Below are 14,808 nucleotides of genomic sequence, written 5' to 3' on the forward strand. Positions count from 1 at the left end.
CCCATGTCCCACCCCTTCGACACCCTCACCCCCGACCTGGTCCTGGACGCCGTGGAGAGCATTGGCTTTCTCAGCGACGCCCGGGTGCTGGCATTGAACAGCTACGAGAACCGCGTCTACCAGGTGGGCATCGAAGATGCGCAGCCTCTGATCGCCAAGTTCTACCGCCCAGGCCGCTGGAGCGATGCGGCAATCCTCGAAGAGCACAGCTTCACCGCCGAACTGGCCGACTGCGAAGTCCCGGTGGTGGCGCCCATGCAGCACGACGGCCACACCCTGTTCGAACATCAGGGCTTCCGTTTCACCCTGTTCCCCCGCCGTGGCGGCCACGCCCCGGAGCCAGGTAACCTCGACCAGCTGTACCGCCTGGGCCAGTTGCTCGGCCGCCTGCACGCGGTCGGCGCCAGCAAACCGTTCGCACACCGCGAAGCGCTGGCTGTGGACAACTTCGGCCATGCTTCGCTGAACACCCTGCTCGAGGGTGGCTTTGTTCCGCGCGAGCTGTTGCCAGCGTTCGAGTCCGTGGCCCGCGACCTGCTCAAACGCGTCGAGGACATCTACGCCCGCACCCCGCACCAGCTTATCCGCCTGCACGGCGACCTGCACCCCGGCAACCTGATGCACCGCGACGAGGTGTACCACGTGGTCGACCTCGATGACTGCCGCATGGGCCCTGCGGTACAGGACCTGTGGATGATGCTGGCCGGCAACCGCGAAGAGCGACTGGGGCAGCTGGCCGAGCTGATCGACGGCTACAACGAGTTCCACGACTTCGACCCGCGCGAGCTGGCCCTGATCGAACCACTGCGCGCCTTGCGCCAGCTGCACTACAGCGCCTGGCTGGCACGGCGCTGGGACGACCCGGCCTTCCCGCCCAGCTTCCCGTGGTTCGGCCAGCCACGCTACTGGGGCGACCAGATTCTCGCCCTGCGAGAACAAATGGCGGCACTGGATGAAGCACCGCTGAAATTGTTCTAAAAGCATGCCCGCGTCTGTCTACAATAGGCGTCGCTTTATTTAGCTACCTAAGCAAGGATTCTGCATGCACGCCGCCAACCCGCGTCGCGGGTACATATTGGGCCTGAGCGCCTACATCATCTGGGGCCTGTTCCCCATTTACTTCAAGGCCATCCAGAGCGTTCCGGCGGTGGAGATCATTGTCCACCGGGTGCTCTGGTCGGCACTGTTCGGCTCATTGCTTCTGCTGGTGTGGAAGCACCCAGGCTGGTGGCGTGAGCTGCGTGACAACCCGCGCCGGCTGGCCATCCTGGCCCTGAGCGGGGCGCTGATCGCCGGTAACTGGCTGACCTACGTGTGGTCGGTGAACAACGGCCGCATGCTCGAGGCCAGCCTGGGTTACTACATCAACCCATTGATCAACGTGCTGCTGGGCATGCTGATTCTTGGCGAGCGCCTGCGCCGCCTGCAATGGCTGGCGGTGGGCATGGCCGCCGTGGGCGTGGCCCAGCAGGTGTGGCAAGTGGGCAGCCTGCCTTGGGTGTCGCTGGTGCTGGCGCTGAGCTTTGGCTTCTATGGGCTGATCCGCAAGCAGGCGCCGGTGGCGGCACTGCCGGGGCTGGTGGTGGAAACCTGGATGCTGGTGCCGCTGGCCCTTGGCTGGCTGTTGCTGCACCCGGCGGCGATGAGTGCCCAGGGGGCGTTCTACACCAGTAGCGAGGCGCTGTGGCTGATGGCAGCGGGGCCGGTAACGCTGGTGCCGCTGGTGTGCTTCAACGCTGCGGCGCGGCACTTGCCGTATACCACGCTGGGCTTCCTGCAATACCTGGCGCCAACCCTGGTGCTGTTGCAGGCTGTGCTGCTGTTCGATGAGCATTTATCGTCGAGCAACCTGGTGGCGTTCATGTTCATCTGGGCAGGTTTGGCGATTTACAGCGTCGATGCCTGGTTGAGTTTGCGTAAGCGCAGCTGATCAAAAAACGATCAAAACTCTGCAGGCCATGTGGTTTATGGGCTGCAGAGACATCTCCAGAGGTTATCCACACCCTCGTCCCCGTGGTTTGTGCACAAGGTGCTAATTTTTGGATGTTTTTTGAGCAAAACTCTGCAGCAGGCGGATTGCCTGGGCTGGAGAGGTGAGCCCCCAGGTTATCCACAAGGCCTTCCCCGTGATATCGGGATAACCGCAAGGGGGCCGCTGCGCGCCCCATCGCGACACAAGGCCGCTCCTACAGGGGAGCGCGTTTACCCACAGGCAACGCGCTCCCCTGTAGGAGCGGCCTTGCGTCGCGAAAGGGCCGCAAAGCGGCCCCGGCAATCTCTGATCAATCCTCCGCGCGTAGCTGCAACTCCACCATCAAGTCATCCGCCAGGCTCTCCAGCCGCTGCTGCAGTTCTTCGAGCGGCAAGGTCAACGGCAACGCCAGCAACGCATCAGCATGAAACAACGGCTCGCTGCTCATCGGCGCCGGCCGCACCTCTGTGGAAAACCGCTCGACGTTCACCCCTAGTTCAGCCAGCAAGCGGGTAATGTCGCGCACGATCCCCGGCCGGTCGTTGCCCACCAGCTCCATGGCGATCGGCTTCCAGGTGCACGACGGCTCGATCCCGCTCTCGGCAATCAGCACACGAATGTCATACCGGGCCAGCCCCTGCAGCGACGCCACCAGCTCATCGTAATTTTCAGCCGGCACCGCCACCCGCAGTATCCCGGCAAACTGCCCGGCCATGCGCGACATGCGGCTTTCCAGCCAGTTGCCACTGTGGTCGGCGATGCACTGGGCAATGCGTTCGACCTGGCCGGCCTTGTCAGGGGCAATAACAGTCAGTACAAGATGATCCACAAGCCCTTCCTCGTGTCGGACCGCGCCGGGCGGCAGAAAATCGGGGGATCGACTCAGTATAGGCAAGGCGCGGCAACCTGCCGCAGGGCATTCCGCACAACCAATCGTGTACTGTTTCAAGATTTATCTGGAACAATCCACCTGTTTTTTGCGAACATACCTACTCCCAGCGTGACCATACGCGACCAACGGGTCGCATAACGGCGCTTTTAGTCTGATTTTGCCCCGCCTACTGCTTCATGTAGTATCCCGTGGCGCGGACTACAAAACGTCGTTTGGATGTCTGCCAAGGCGCCTGTGAAAATACGCACACTGCCCGCCAGCCCGTCTGGCAGGCTGCACCCAGCCGCGCTCGGGTTTACCCCCGGGGGCAAGCACTGGTACGTGTTTAGAGAAGCGCTACAGGCTTAATACAGAAGAGCGAAATAGCTGAGCAGAGTGAGGCAAGCAATGACTGGATACGTTCAAGTCGGTGGCCTTCAGGTCGCCAAGGTCCTGTACGACTTCGTGAACAACGAAGCCATCCCCGGGACCGGCATCGTCGCCGAGCAGTTCTGGGCAGGTGCAGAGAAGATCATCAATGACCTCGCTCCAAAGAACAAAGCCCTGCTCGCCAAGCGCGACGAGCTGCAAGCCAAGATCGACGCCTACCACCAGGCACGCAAAGGCCAGGCCCACGACGCCGTAGCCTACAAAGCATTCCTCCAGGAAATCGGCTACCTGCTGCCACAAGCCGACGATTTCCAGGCCACCACCCAGAACGTGGACGAAGAAATCGCCCACATGGCCGGCCCGCAGCTGGTTGTTCCGGTGATGAACGCCCGTTTCGCCCTGAACGCCGCCAACGCCCGTTGGGGTTCGCTGTACGACGCGCTGTATGGCACCGACGCCATCAGCGATGAAGGCGGCGCCGAGAAAGGCCAAGGCTACAACAAGCTGCGTGGCGACAAGGTCATCGCCTTCGCCCGCGCCTTCCTTGACGAGGCCGCGCCACTGGCTGCCGGTTCGCACGTCGACTCCACCGCCTACCGCATCGAAGGCGGCAAGCTGGTGGTGGCCCTCAAAGGCGGCAGCAACAGCGGCCTGCGTGACGACGCCCAACTGATCGGCTTCCACGGCGACGCTGCAGCACCGACTGCCGTGCTGCTGAAACACAACGGCCTGCACTTCGAAATCCAGGTCGACGCCAGCACCCCGGTCGGCAGCACCGACGCCGCGGGCGTCAAAGACATCCTGATGGAATCGGCGCTGACCACCATCATGGACTGCGAAGACTCGGTTGCCGCCGTCGACGCCGACGACAAGGTCATCGTCTACCGCAACTGGCTGGGCCTGATGAAAGGCGACCTGGCCGAAAGCGTGAGCAAAGGTGGCAAGACCTTCACCCGCACCATGAACCCGGACCGCGAGTACGCCGCACCCAACGGCGGCAGCGTGACCCTGCATGGCCGTTCGCTGCTGTTCGTGCGCAACGTTGGCCACCTGATGACCAACCCGGCAGTGCTCGACGCCCAGGGCAACGAAATCCCCGAAGGCATCCAGGACGGCCTGTTCACCAACCTGATCGCCCTGCACAACCTCAACGGCAACACCAGCCGCAAGAACACCCGCAGCGGCAGCGTGTACATCGTCAAGCCGAAGATGCACGGCCCTGAAGAGGTGGCTTTTGCCGCCGAGATCTTCAGCCAGGTCGAAGACCTGCTGGGCATGCCGCGCAACACCGTCAAGGTCGGCATCATGGACGAGGAGCGCCGTACCACGGTCAACCTCAAGTCCTGCATCAAGGCAGCCGCCGAGCGCGTAGCGTTCATCAACACCGGCTTCCTCGACCGTACCGGTGACGAGATCCACACCTCGATGGAAGCCGGCGCCGTTGTACGCAAGGGCGCCATGAAGAACGAGAAGTGGATCGGCGCGTACGAGAACAACAACGTCGACGTCGGCCTGGCCACCGGCCTGCAGGGCCGTGCGCAGATCGGCAAGGGCATGTGGGCCATGCCGGACCTGATGGCTGCCATGCTCGAGCAGAAAATCGCCCACCCGCTGGCCGGTGCCAACACCGCCTGGGTACCGTCGCCAACGGCTGCCACCCTGCACGCCCTGCACTACCACAAGGTCGACGTACAGGCGCGCCAGCGTGAACTGGCTTCGCGTACCCCGGCCTCGGTGGACGACATCCTCGCCATCCCGCTGGCAGCCGACACCAACTGGTCGGCCGAAGAGATCCGCAACGAACTGGACAACAACGCCCAGGGCATCCTCGGCTATGTGGTGCGCTGGATCGACCAGGGCGTGGGTTGCTCGAAAGTGCCGGACATCAACAACGTCGGCCTGATGGAAGACCGCGCCACCCTGCGTATTTCGGCCCAGCTGCTGGCCAACTGGCTGCGCCACGGCGTGGTCAGCCAGGAGCAGGTGCTGGAAAGCCTCAAGCGCATGGCGGTGGTGGTTGACCAGCAGAACGCCGGTGATGCCCTGTACCGCCCGATGGCGCCGAACTTCGACGACAACGTCGCGTTCCAGGCGGCTGTGGAGCTGGTGGTTGAGGGTGGCAAGCAGCCGAACGGCTATACCGAGCCGGTACTGCACCGCCGTCGCCGCGAGTTCAAGGCGCGTAACGGGTTGTAAGTTACACCTGCGTACGGGGCCGCTTTGCGGCCCGATCGTGACACAAGGCCGCTCCTACAGGGATATCGCAAATATCAAATCTTGCGCTGCACCTGTAGGAGCGGCCTTGTGTCGCGATCGGGCTGCAAAGCAGCCCCTCTCAGCCTCACTCGATCTTCAGCTCTTTCTTCACCAGCTCCAGCAACCTGCCCAGGTCCACCGGCTTGAGCAGGAAGTCCACCACCCCCAGGTGCATCGCGCGCACCGCCTCTTCCACATCCGTGTCGCCCGACACCACGATGATCGACAACGCCGCCCGCTCCGACTCGCGAATCTTGCGGATCATGTCCAGGCCATCCTCGGGCTGCATGCGTAAATCGGTGATCATCAAACCGATCCGTTGCTGGTAATGCAGGTACAGCCTGGCCTCTTCAGCACCATCCGCACCCACGCAGTCGATGCCCCGGCTTTTCAGGTACAGGATCAGCGCCTCACGGTTCACTGCATTGTCATCTACCACCAGCACCAAAGGCTTAAGCGCCACAGGCGCACTCACCATGGCCAATGCCTCGCGCTCGTCGTCGCTCAAAATGTCGCGTTGCTCAGGCATGGTCATCTCGTCAAAAAAATTCCGCTTCAGCTGTAGGACCGCAGAACTTGCGTAACCCGTTTCGCCTTTCGTCGGGTCTTTGACAGGGGCGCTCATAGACTTACGTCCAATGGGCACCACCCCGCCGCAAGCCGACCATGGAGGCAGAGAACAACATGGCCGGCACCTATATATAGATATATATAGTTCGGCATAGCGATACGGTCAGTTTCATGAGCAAAAAGGACGCCTACAGCCAGGCGGGCAGGACGGCAGTGCTGCACAACATCCAGGGCACGCTGCAGTTCCTGCAGCGCTTTCCGCCGTTCAACCAGATGGAGCACAGCCACTTGGCCTTTCTGGTCGAGCAATGCCAGCTGCGCTTCTATGCCTGCGGCGAAAGCATCGTCAAGCCTGCCGACGGCCCGGTCGAGCACTTCTACATCGTCAAGCAAGGGCGGGTAGTTGGCGAGCGCCAGCACCTGGTCAAGCCTGGGGTCGAGACCACCTTCGAAATCACCAGCGGCGAATGTTTCCCGCTGGCCGCACTGCTGGGCGAGCGGGCTACCCGTACCGAGCACCTGGCCGGGGAAGACACCTTCTGCCTGCAATTGAACAAGGCGGCCTTCATCCGCGTGTTCTCGATGTCTGAAGTGTTTCGGGATTTTGCCCTGCGAGGCGTCAGCAGCCTGCTTGACCAGGTCAACCAGCAGGTGCGCCAGCGCGCGGTGGAAACCCTTGGCACCCAATACTCGCTGAACACGCCGCTGGGTGAGCTGGCCATGCGTCACCCGGTGGTGTGCAGTGCCAATACGCCGCTGCGCGAAGCCGTGCGGCTGATGCACGAGCAGCAGGTGGGCAGCATTGTGGTGATCGACCCGCAGCGCTACCCCATCGGCATTTTCACCCTGCGCGACCTACGCCAGGTGGTGGCTGCCGAAAAGGCCGACCTGGGCGCACCGATCGAGCGGCACATGACCGCCAAGCCGTTCTACCTCAGCCCCCAGGCCAGTGCCTTCGATGCCGCCATGGCCATGACCGAGCGGCATATCGCCCACGTGTGCCTGGTGGAAAACCGCCGCCTGTGCGGGGTGGTTTCCGAGCGCGACCTGTTCTCGCTGCAGCGTGTCGACCTGGTGCACCTGGCGCGCACCATTCGCCATGCGCCTCGCCTGGATACCCTGGTTTCGCTGCGTGGCGAAATCAGCCAACTGGTCGAGCGCATGCTGGCCCACGGTGCTTCGTCTACACAGATCACCCAGATCATCACCCTGCTCAACGACCACACCGTGTGCCGGGTGATCGAGCTGGCGCTGGCCGAACGTGGCGACCCGGGCGTGCCGTTCAGCTGGCTGTGCTTTGGCAGCGAAGGGCGCCGCGAGCAGACCCTGCACACCGACCAGGACAACGGCATCCTCTTCGAAGCCGTGGACAAAACCGAGGCCGACGCCATCCGCGCCCGCCTGTTGCCGCTGGCGCAATACATCAACCAGTGCCTGGCCCAATGCGGTTTCACCTTGTGCATGGGCAATGTCATGGCCGGCAACCCTGAGCTGTGCCTGTCGCGCAGCGAGTGGGCGCGGCGCTTTGCGGGGTTTGTCCGCGAAGCCAGCCCCGAAAACCTGCTGGGGTCGAGCATTTACTTCGACCTGCGAGTGGTGTGGGGCGACGAACAAGGTTGCGAACAGCTGCGCCAAGGGCTGCTGCAGCAAGTAGCCGACAACCGCATCTTCCAGCGCATGATGGCCGACAATGCCCTGCGCCAGCGCCCACCGGTGGGCCGCCTGCGCGAGTTCGTGCTGACCCGCCAGGGCAACGACAAGGCCGCCACCCTCGACCTCAAGGTCCAGGGCCTGACCCCCTTCGTCGACGGCGCCCGTTTGCTGGCCCTGGCCAATGGCGTCGAGGCCTGCAATACCCTGGAACGCCTGCGCCAGCTGGTGGCCAAGGGCGTGATCGAGCCGCTGGACGGCGCAGCCTATGAAGAGGCCTACCACTTCATCCAGCAAACCCGCATGCAGCAGCACCAGCGCCAGACCCGCGACAACCTGCCGTACTCCAACCGGCTCGACCCGGACAGCCTCAACCACCTCGACCGGCGCATTCTGCGCGAGTCGCTGCGCCAGGCCCAGCGCCTGCAAAGCAGCCTGGCCTTGCGGTACCAGCTATGAGCCTGTTCGCCTGGTTGCGGCCCACCGCGCCCGAGCTGGACCACGCCACGCGCCAGCGCCTGGCACGCCAGCCAAAGCCCGCGCCACTGGGGGTGTGCAGCTTGCGCGAGCAGCGCTGGGTGGTACTGGACCTGGAAACCAGCGGGCTCAACCCCAACCGCGACCAGGTGTTGTCGATCGGCGCGGTCGCCATCGAGGACGGTGCCATCGACTTTGCCCAGCAGTTCGAGCGCACCCTGTGCCGGCCATTGCTGAAAACCAACGCCAGCGTGTTGATTCACGGCCTTGGGCCGAGCGCACTGGCTGCCGGTTGCGACCCAGCCGAGGCGTTGCTGGATTTGCTCGATTTCATTGGCGAAAGCCCGGTGCTTGCGTTTCACGCGCCCTTCGACCAGCGCATGCTGGCACGGGCGTTGAAGGAGAGCCTGGGTTACCGCTTGCAGTCGCCGTTCCTCGATGTGGCCGAGCTGGCGCCGATGCTCAACCCCGACACCGTGCTGCGTGAAGCCGGGCTGGATGACTGGGTGACGCGTTTCGGCCTGCAGGTGGAAGAGCGCCACCATGCCAGCGCCGATGCCCAGGTCACTGCCGAACTGGCGTTGATCCTGTTCAGCCAGGCCCGGCGCCAGCAGCTGGACAGCCCGTTGCAGCTGGAGCAGCGGCTGCGCGGGTGGCGGCGGCGCAAGGTGCACAATCACGGGTTGTAGATTTGCATTGGCCTTGCAGGCCTCTTCGCGGGTAAACCCGCTCCCACAGGTTCGGCACAACATTCAAGGCCTGCGCTGTACCTGTGGAAGCGATTCGGCGCAACATTCAAGGCCTGCGCTGTACCTGTGGAAGCGGTTCGCCGCAACATTCAAGGCCTGCGCTGTACATGTGGGAGCGGGTTTACCCGCGAAGAGGCCTGCCCAGGCAACACATCTCCAATGATGGCAATCCGATAAGCGTCCATTGCACCTACCCCCCTCCCTCTGCAACAATCGCGAATAATTATCGTTAGTTAATGCATACGTTCCGGGGGGACGCTGCTTGTCTTCAGCACAGAGCCCACACGCCGATCTGGTCGGTACGCTGTACCGCGACCACCGCGGCTGGCTGCTCGCCTGGCTGCAACGCAGCATGGCCTGCCGCCAACGTGCCGAAGACCTGAGCCAGGATACGTTCGTGCGCCTGCTCGGCCGCGAGCAGCTGGACACGCCCCGCGAACCCCGCGCATTCCTCGCCGCCGTGGCCAAAGGGTTGATGTTCGACCACTTCCGCCGCGCCGCGCTGGAGCAGGCCTACCTGGCCGAGCTGGCACTGATCCCGGAAGCCGAACACCCTTCGCCAGAAGTACAGCACCTGATCCTCGAAGACCTCAAGGCCATCGACCGCCTGCTCGGCAAGTTGTCGAGCAAAGCCCGCGCGGCATTCCTGCACAACCGCCTGGACGGCATGGGCCACGCCGAAATCGCCGAGCGCCTGGGCGTTTCGGTGTCGCGCGTGCGCCAGTACCTCGCCCAAGGCATGCGCCAGTGCTATGTGGCGCTGTACGGGGAGCCTACGTGAGCAACGCACCGGTTTCATCGCAGGTGCTGGAAGCCGCCATCGCCTGGAAACTCAGCCTCGACGATGCCAGCGGCACGCCCGATGAGCGCGGTGAATTCATGCGCTGGCATGCCGCCAGCGAGGAGCACGCACGCGCCTGGCGCCAGCTCGGCGCCATGGACCAGCGCGTCAACGCGGCGGCCGGCCCGGCACGCCAGGCCCTGCTGCAATCACGCGTCAGCCTGCGCCGGCGCATCGGCAAGGTTGGTGGGGGCCTGGCCAGCATGTTCCTGCTCGGTTCGCTGCTGGCCTGGGTCGGCGCACCGTCGCTGGCGCCCAGCTACTGGTTGGCCGACCAGCGCACCGCCACCGGCGAGCTGCGTACCCTGCGCCTGGAAGACGGCACACTGCTAAGCCTGAACACCCACACCGCCGTGGATATCGACTACCAAGGCGAGCAGCGGGTAATCGTGCTGCACCAGGGCGAAATCTCGATCGAAACCGGCCACCAGGACCCACGCCCGCTGCTGGTGCGCACCGACGATGGCCGCCTGCGGCCGTTGGGCACGCGCTTCCTGGTACGCCGTGAAGCACACGGCACGCGCCTGGAAGTGCTGCAAGCCTCGGTTGCCGCCATGCCGCACAACAGTGGCGACGAACAGGTGCTGCGCGAAGGCCAGCAGGTCCTGATGAACGCCAACGGCCTGGGCCAGGTCGGTGCCGTGCCGGCCGGTGCCGATGCCTGGACCCGCGGCATGCTGGTGGTGGACGACGTGCGCCTGGGCGACCTGCTGGCTGCGCTGGGCAAGTACCGCAGCGGCTACCTCGGCGTAGACGAGAAGGTCGCCGACCTGCGCGTGACCGGCAGCTTCCCGCTGACCGATACCGACTTGGCACTGGCGTCGCTGGTGCCGGCCTTGCCGGTGAAGATTGAGCGGCATACGCAGTGGTGGGTGAAGGTCACTTCCAAGTAAGCCTATACTGGCCTATTCGCGGGTGAACCCGCTCCCACAGAGACATCTCAGCGCATTTGAAATCTGAGATGTCCCTGTGGGAGCGGGTTCACCCGCGAAGAGGCCGGTGCAGGCAAACACAAATTTCAAATAATTCTCACTTTTTTTCAGATTCACCCTGTCACTTTTCAAATCTCGCTCGGCAAGGATGCAGCAAGCACTTACCCGTCGAGGAACCGCCGCATGTCCCGTGCCGTTGATCGTATCCTGCGTCCCAGCCTGATGGCCTTGGCCATCGCCGTGGCCGCACCGCTGGCCAGCCCTGCCCTGTTTGCCGCCGAGCAATCCGCTCCCCGCGCCTACAACCTGCCGAGCGCCGCCCTGGCCACCACCCTGAACCAGATCGCCAGCCAGGCCGGCATTGCCCTGGCCATCGACCCGGCACTGGTCAGCGGCCGCACATCGGCCCCGGTGAACGGCCAGTTCGACGGCCTCGGTGCCCTGCAAGCCGCCTTGCGCGGCACGGGCCTGCAACTGCAACAGAGCAGCGTCGGCAGCTACAGTTTGGTGGCGGTCCCGGACGGTACCATGGCTCTGCCGGAAACCACCGTGAATGCCGCCAGCGCCAGTGAAAGTGCCTGGGGCCCGGTCGACGGCTACCTGGCCAAGCGCACCGCCGCAGGCACCAAGACCGACACCGCACTGGTCGAAGTACCGCGTTCGATCTCCGTTGCCACCCGTCAGCAGATGAGCGACCGTGGCGTACACAGCCTCGACGACGCCGTGAAATACATGCCGGGCATTGTCTCCGCCAGCTTCGGCAGCGACACCCGCTATGACTGGATGCGCGTGCGCGGTTTCGAGCCAACCCAGTTCCTCGATGGCCTGCCGCTGCCGCGCGGTGTGTACGCCAACCCGAAAGCCGAAACCTGGAACCTCGACCGCCTTGCCCTGCTGCGCGGCCCGGCGTCCTCGCTGTACGGCCAGACCCCGCCCGGTGGCCTGCTGGACATGGTCAGCCGTCGCCCGCAAGCCGAAAGCGAGCACGAAATCGAACTGCAGTACGGCAGTGACAACCACCGCCAGATCAACTTCGCCAGCACCGGCAAGATCGACGACGAAGGCCGCTTTCTGTATGGCGTGAGTGGTGTGGTCCGGGACAGCGGCACGCAGATCGACCATATCGACAACAAGCGTTACAACATCGCTCCGAGCCTGACCTGGAACATCGACGAGGACACCACGCTGACCTTGCTGACCCAGTTCACCCGCGACGATACCGGCGCTACCAGCCAGTTCCGGCCCATCCAGGGCACCAAGATCGACATGCCGTTCGGCAAGATCTCGCACCACAAGAACCTGGGTGACCCGGACTACGAGTTCTACGACCGCACCTACTACGCGCTGGGTTACGCGTTCGAGCATCGCATCAACGATGTGTGGCAGTTCCGCCAGAACCTGCGCTACACCAAGTCCGACCTGGCGTTCCAGACCATCACCCCCGGCAGCTATTACGAGCCAGGTGGCCCGGTGAAGGACGATGGCACCGTCAGCCGCATGTCGACCAACACCGACGAGGACATCAGCCAGTTTGCCGTGGACAACAACTTCCAGGCCGACTTCGCCACCGGCGACATCACCCACACGCTGTTGCTCGGCCTGGACCACCAGCGCATCAACACCAATTACCTGTCGATCTTCGGTTTCAACGTGCCGAACAGCAACGTCAACAACCCGGTCTACGGCGTGCCGATCACCCGCCCGGACCGCTCCACGGCGTTCTACGACTACAACCAGAAATCCCGCCAGACCGGCGTGTATGTGCAGGACCAGATGGCGCTGGGCAACTGGCGCCTGACCCTGGGCGGTCGCGAGGACTGGGTGCACACCGGCACCAAGTACCTGAACCAGGGCGATGCCACCAATACCCAGCGTGACAAGAAGTTCAGCGGCAACGCAGCGCTCAGCTACGTGTTCGACTCCGGCTTCGTGCCGTACATTTCGTATGCCGAGTCGTTCCAGCCGTCGAGCAACGCCAGCGCATCGGCTACCGAGTCGTTCAAACCCACCGAAGGCCAGCAGTGGGAGCTGGGCGTCAAGTACCAGCCGCCGGGCTCCAACACTTTGCTGTCGGCAGCCGTGTATGACCTTACCCAGAAAAACGTCTCGGTCACCAACAACCAAGGTGGCGTGACCGTCACCAGCCAGACCGGCGAAGTAAAAGTCCGCGGTCTGGAGCTTGAAGCGGTTTCCGACGTGACCGAGAACCTGAAGGTGATCGCCGCCTATACCCTGGCCAAGTCCGAAGTGCAGGACGGCCTGTACAAAGGCAACCGCCTGCAGCTGATGCCAAACCAGCAAGCGTCGATCTGGGGTGACTACACCTTCCACTCGGGCGTGCTTGACGGCTTTGGTATTGGCCTGGGCGCACGCTACACCGGCAATACCTATGGTGACCAGGGCAATACCTGGCTGGGCAAGGCCAATGCCTACACTGTGTTCGATGCATCCGTGCACTACGACCTGGGCCGCCTGAACAACAGCCTCAAGGGTGCGTCGGTGGCAGTCAACGCCTCCAACTTGCTGAACAAGGACTACATCTCTACCTGTGACTCGTACTACTGCTACTACGGCGATGAGCGTAGTGTCGTGGCCAGCGCCACCTATAAGTTCTGAGTGAGCGGGGGCCGCTGTGCGGCCCAATCGCGACACAAGGCCGCTCCCACAGACACAGCGCCAGCCTCAGGCAATGCGCTCTTCCTGTGGGAGCGGCCTTGTGTCGCGATTGGGCTGCGCAGCAGCCCCCTGATCCAGCAGACAAAAATCGGTACCGTGATGAAAAGCCCAACCATCCGCCGCTGGTCCGTGGTCCACACCTGGAGCAGCCTGGTCTGCACCCTGTTCCTGCTGTTGCTGGCCGTCACCGGCCTGCCGCTGATCTTCCACCACGAACTCGAACACCTGCTCGGCGACGCCCCCGAACTGCGTGAAATGCCGACAGGCACCCCGCACCTCGACCTGCAGCAGCTGGTGCTCAAAGCCGAACAGCACCGCCCCGGCGAAGTCATGCAGTACTTTGGCTACGACGAAGACGAACCCAATGGCGTTGTGGCCATCACCGCCGCCACCGCCGACACCGACCCCAACCTGTCGCACACCTTCATGCTCGACGCTCGCACAGGCGAAGCAGTGGCCATGCCGGCCGCCAACGGCGGCTTTATGATGCTGATGCTGCGCCTGCACGTGGACATGTTCGCCGGGCTGCCCGGCAAACTGCTACTGGCCTTCATGGGCGTACTGTTCATCGTCGCGATCATCTCCGGCACCGTGCTCTATGCGCCGTTCATGCGCCGCCTGGACTTCGGCAGCGTGCGCCACGACAAATCCCGCCGCCTACGCTGGCTCGACCTGCACAACCTGATCGGCGTGGTCACCCTGGCCTGGGCACTCACGGTCGGCGTAACCGGCGTGATCAGCGCCCTGTCCGACCTGGTGATCGCGGCCTGGCGCAACGACAGCCTGGCCGCCATGGTCGCACCCTATCGTGATGCCCCGCCGCTCACCGAGCGCGCACCCGCCACACGCCTGCTGGCCATCGCCGAACAGGCCGCCCCCGGCATGCGCCCGGACTTCATCGCCTTCCCCGGCACGCGCTTTTCCAGCGAGCACCACTATGCAGTGTTCATGAACGGTGCCACGCACCTCAGTTCGCACCTGTTCACACCCGTGCTGATCGACGCCCGCACCCTGGAGGTCACGGCGGTCGGCGAGCGCCCCTGGTACATGGACGCCATGGGCCTGTCGCAACCGCTGCACTTCGGCGATTACGGCGGGCGGCCGATGCAAATTCTCTGGGCCGTGCTCGACGTGCTCACCATTGTCGTACTGTGGAGCGGCCTGTACCTGTGGTGGGGCAAACAGCGCAAACCCAAGGCGGTGCGGGCATGAGCCACAAGTCGCAATCGACCCGGCAGGTTTTCGCCTGGCCGGCACTGATCGCATTGCTGGTCGCGCTCGGCCTGTTCGCGGCGCTGCTCGGTGACGGCTGGTGGGACGCGCTGTCATGGCTCGGCCTGGGCATCCCGGCCTGGCTCAGTGTGCGTGGCATGGCCCGCCGCTGAGGTAGCCGGATAACGCATGGCCCAGGCCGCCAGGCTGCA

At 63.8% G+C, this 14,808-nt stretch carries 12 protein-coding genes; 10 read left to right on the forward strand and 2 right to left on the reverse strand.

Translation table 11 applies throughout. The features are described from left to right. Positions 1–3 precede the first annotated feature (3 nt). The gene (locus IAE39_RS15735) at positions 4–978 is read left to right on the forward strand and encodes a serine/threonine protein kinase (RefSeq protein WP_201204016.1); all 975 of its coding nucleotides are present in this window, start codon (positions 4–6) and stop codon (positions 976–978) included. 64 nt (positions 979–1,042) lie between these two features. After that, a complete protein-coding gene (gene rarD, locus IAE39_RS15740; protein WP_201203948.1) occupies positions 1,043–1,930 on the forward strand; it encodes an EamA family transporter RarD in 888 nt (295 codons plus the stop codon). A gap of 352 nt (positions 1,931–2,282) precedes the next feature. Here rarD and IAE39_RS15745 read toward each other — a convergent pair whose 3' ends face one another. Next, a complete protein-coding gene (locus IAE39_RS15745) occupies positions 2,283–2,801 on the reverse strand; it encodes a glycine cleavage system protein R (protein ID WP_201203949.1) in 519 nt (172 codons plus the stop codon). 450 nt (positions 2,802–3,251) lie between these two features. Between IAE39_RS15745 and IAE39_RS15750 the strand changes: the two genes are divergently transcribed. Further along, a complete protein-coding gene (locus IAE39_RS15750) occupies positions 3,252–5,429 on the forward strand; it encodes a malate synthase G (protein WP_201203950.1) in 2,178 nt (725 codons plus the stop codon). Between the two features lie 145 nt (positions 5,430–5,574). Here IAE39_RS15750 and IAE39_RS15755 read toward each other — a convergent pair whose 3' ends face one another. Further along, positions 5,575–6,114 (reverse strand): response regulator, encoded by a 540-nt coding sequence (locus IAE39_RS15755; RefSeq protein ID WP_201203951.1) that lies wholly within the window; start codon positions 6,112–6,114, stop codon positions 5,575–5,577. Between the two features lie 116 nt (positions 6,115–6,230). On the opposite strand from IAE39_RS15755, the gene IAE39_RS15760 reads away from it, so the two are divergent. The 7 genes from IAE39_RS15760 to IAE39_RS15790 all read left to right on the forward strand — a co-directional run bounded on the left by IAE39_RS15760 (position 6,231) and on the right by IAE39_RS15790 (position 14,769). Continuing rightward, on the forward strand, positions 6,231–8,168 hold the full coding sequence (locus tag IAE39_RS15760) for a putative nucleotidyltransferase substrate binding domain-containing protein (protein WP_201203959.1): 1,938 nt from the start codon (positions 6,231–6,233) through the stop codon (positions 8,166–8,168). After that, complete coding sequence (locus tag IAE39_RS15765; protein ID WP_201203961.1) at positions 8,165–8,875, forward strand: 3'-5' exonuclease; 711 nt, start codon at positions 8,165–8,167, stop codon at positions 8,873–8,875. The genes IAE39_RS15760 and IAE39_RS15765 overlap by 4 nt, the downstream gene beginning before the upstream one ends. Positions 8,876–9,197: 322 nt before the next feature. Continuing rightward, complete coding sequence (locus IAE39_RS15770; RefSeq protein WP_201203963.1) at positions 9,198–9,716, forward strand: RNA polymerase sigma factor; 519 nt, start codon at positions 9,198–9,200, stop codon at positions 9,714–9,716. Continuing rightward, a complete protein-coding gene (locus IAE39_RS15775) occupies positions 9,713–10,669 on the forward strand; it encodes a FecR domain-containing protein (RefSeq protein ID WP_201203965.1) in 957 nt (318 codons plus the stop codon). Before IAE39_RS15770 ends, IAE39_RS15775 begins: the two co-directional genes overlap by 4 nt. Before the next feature lie 222 nt (positions 10,670–10,891). Next, positions 10,892–13,324 carry a TonB-dependent siderophore receptor gene (locus tag IAE39_RS15780; protein WP_201203967.1) on the forward strand — a complete coding sequence of 811 codons (2,433 nt, stop codon included), beginning with the start codon at positions 10,892–10,894 and terminating at the stop codon, positions 13,322–13,324. A gap of 159 nt (positions 13,325–13,483) precedes the next feature. After that, the gene (locus IAE39_RS15785) at positions 13,484–14,596 is read left to right on the forward strand and encodes a PepSY-associated TM helix domain-containing protein (RefSeq protein ID WP_201203969.1); all 1,113 of its coding nucleotides are present in this window, start codon (positions 13,484–13,486) and stop codon (positions 14,594–14,596) included. Then, complete coding sequence (locus IAE39_RS15790; RefSeq protein WP_201203971.1) at positions 14,593–14,769, forward strand: hypothetical protein; 177 nt, start codon at positions 14,593–14,595, stop codon at positions 14,767–14,769. The genes IAE39_RS15785 and IAE39_RS15790 overlap by 4 nt, the downstream gene beginning before the upstream one ends. Positions 14,770–14,808 lie beyond the last annotated feature (39 nt).

This window comes from Pseudomonas sp. S37 (assembly GCF_016658545.1).
GTDB lineage: Bacteria > Pseudomonadota > Gammaproteobacteria > Pseudomonadales > Pseudomonadaceae > Aquipseudomonas.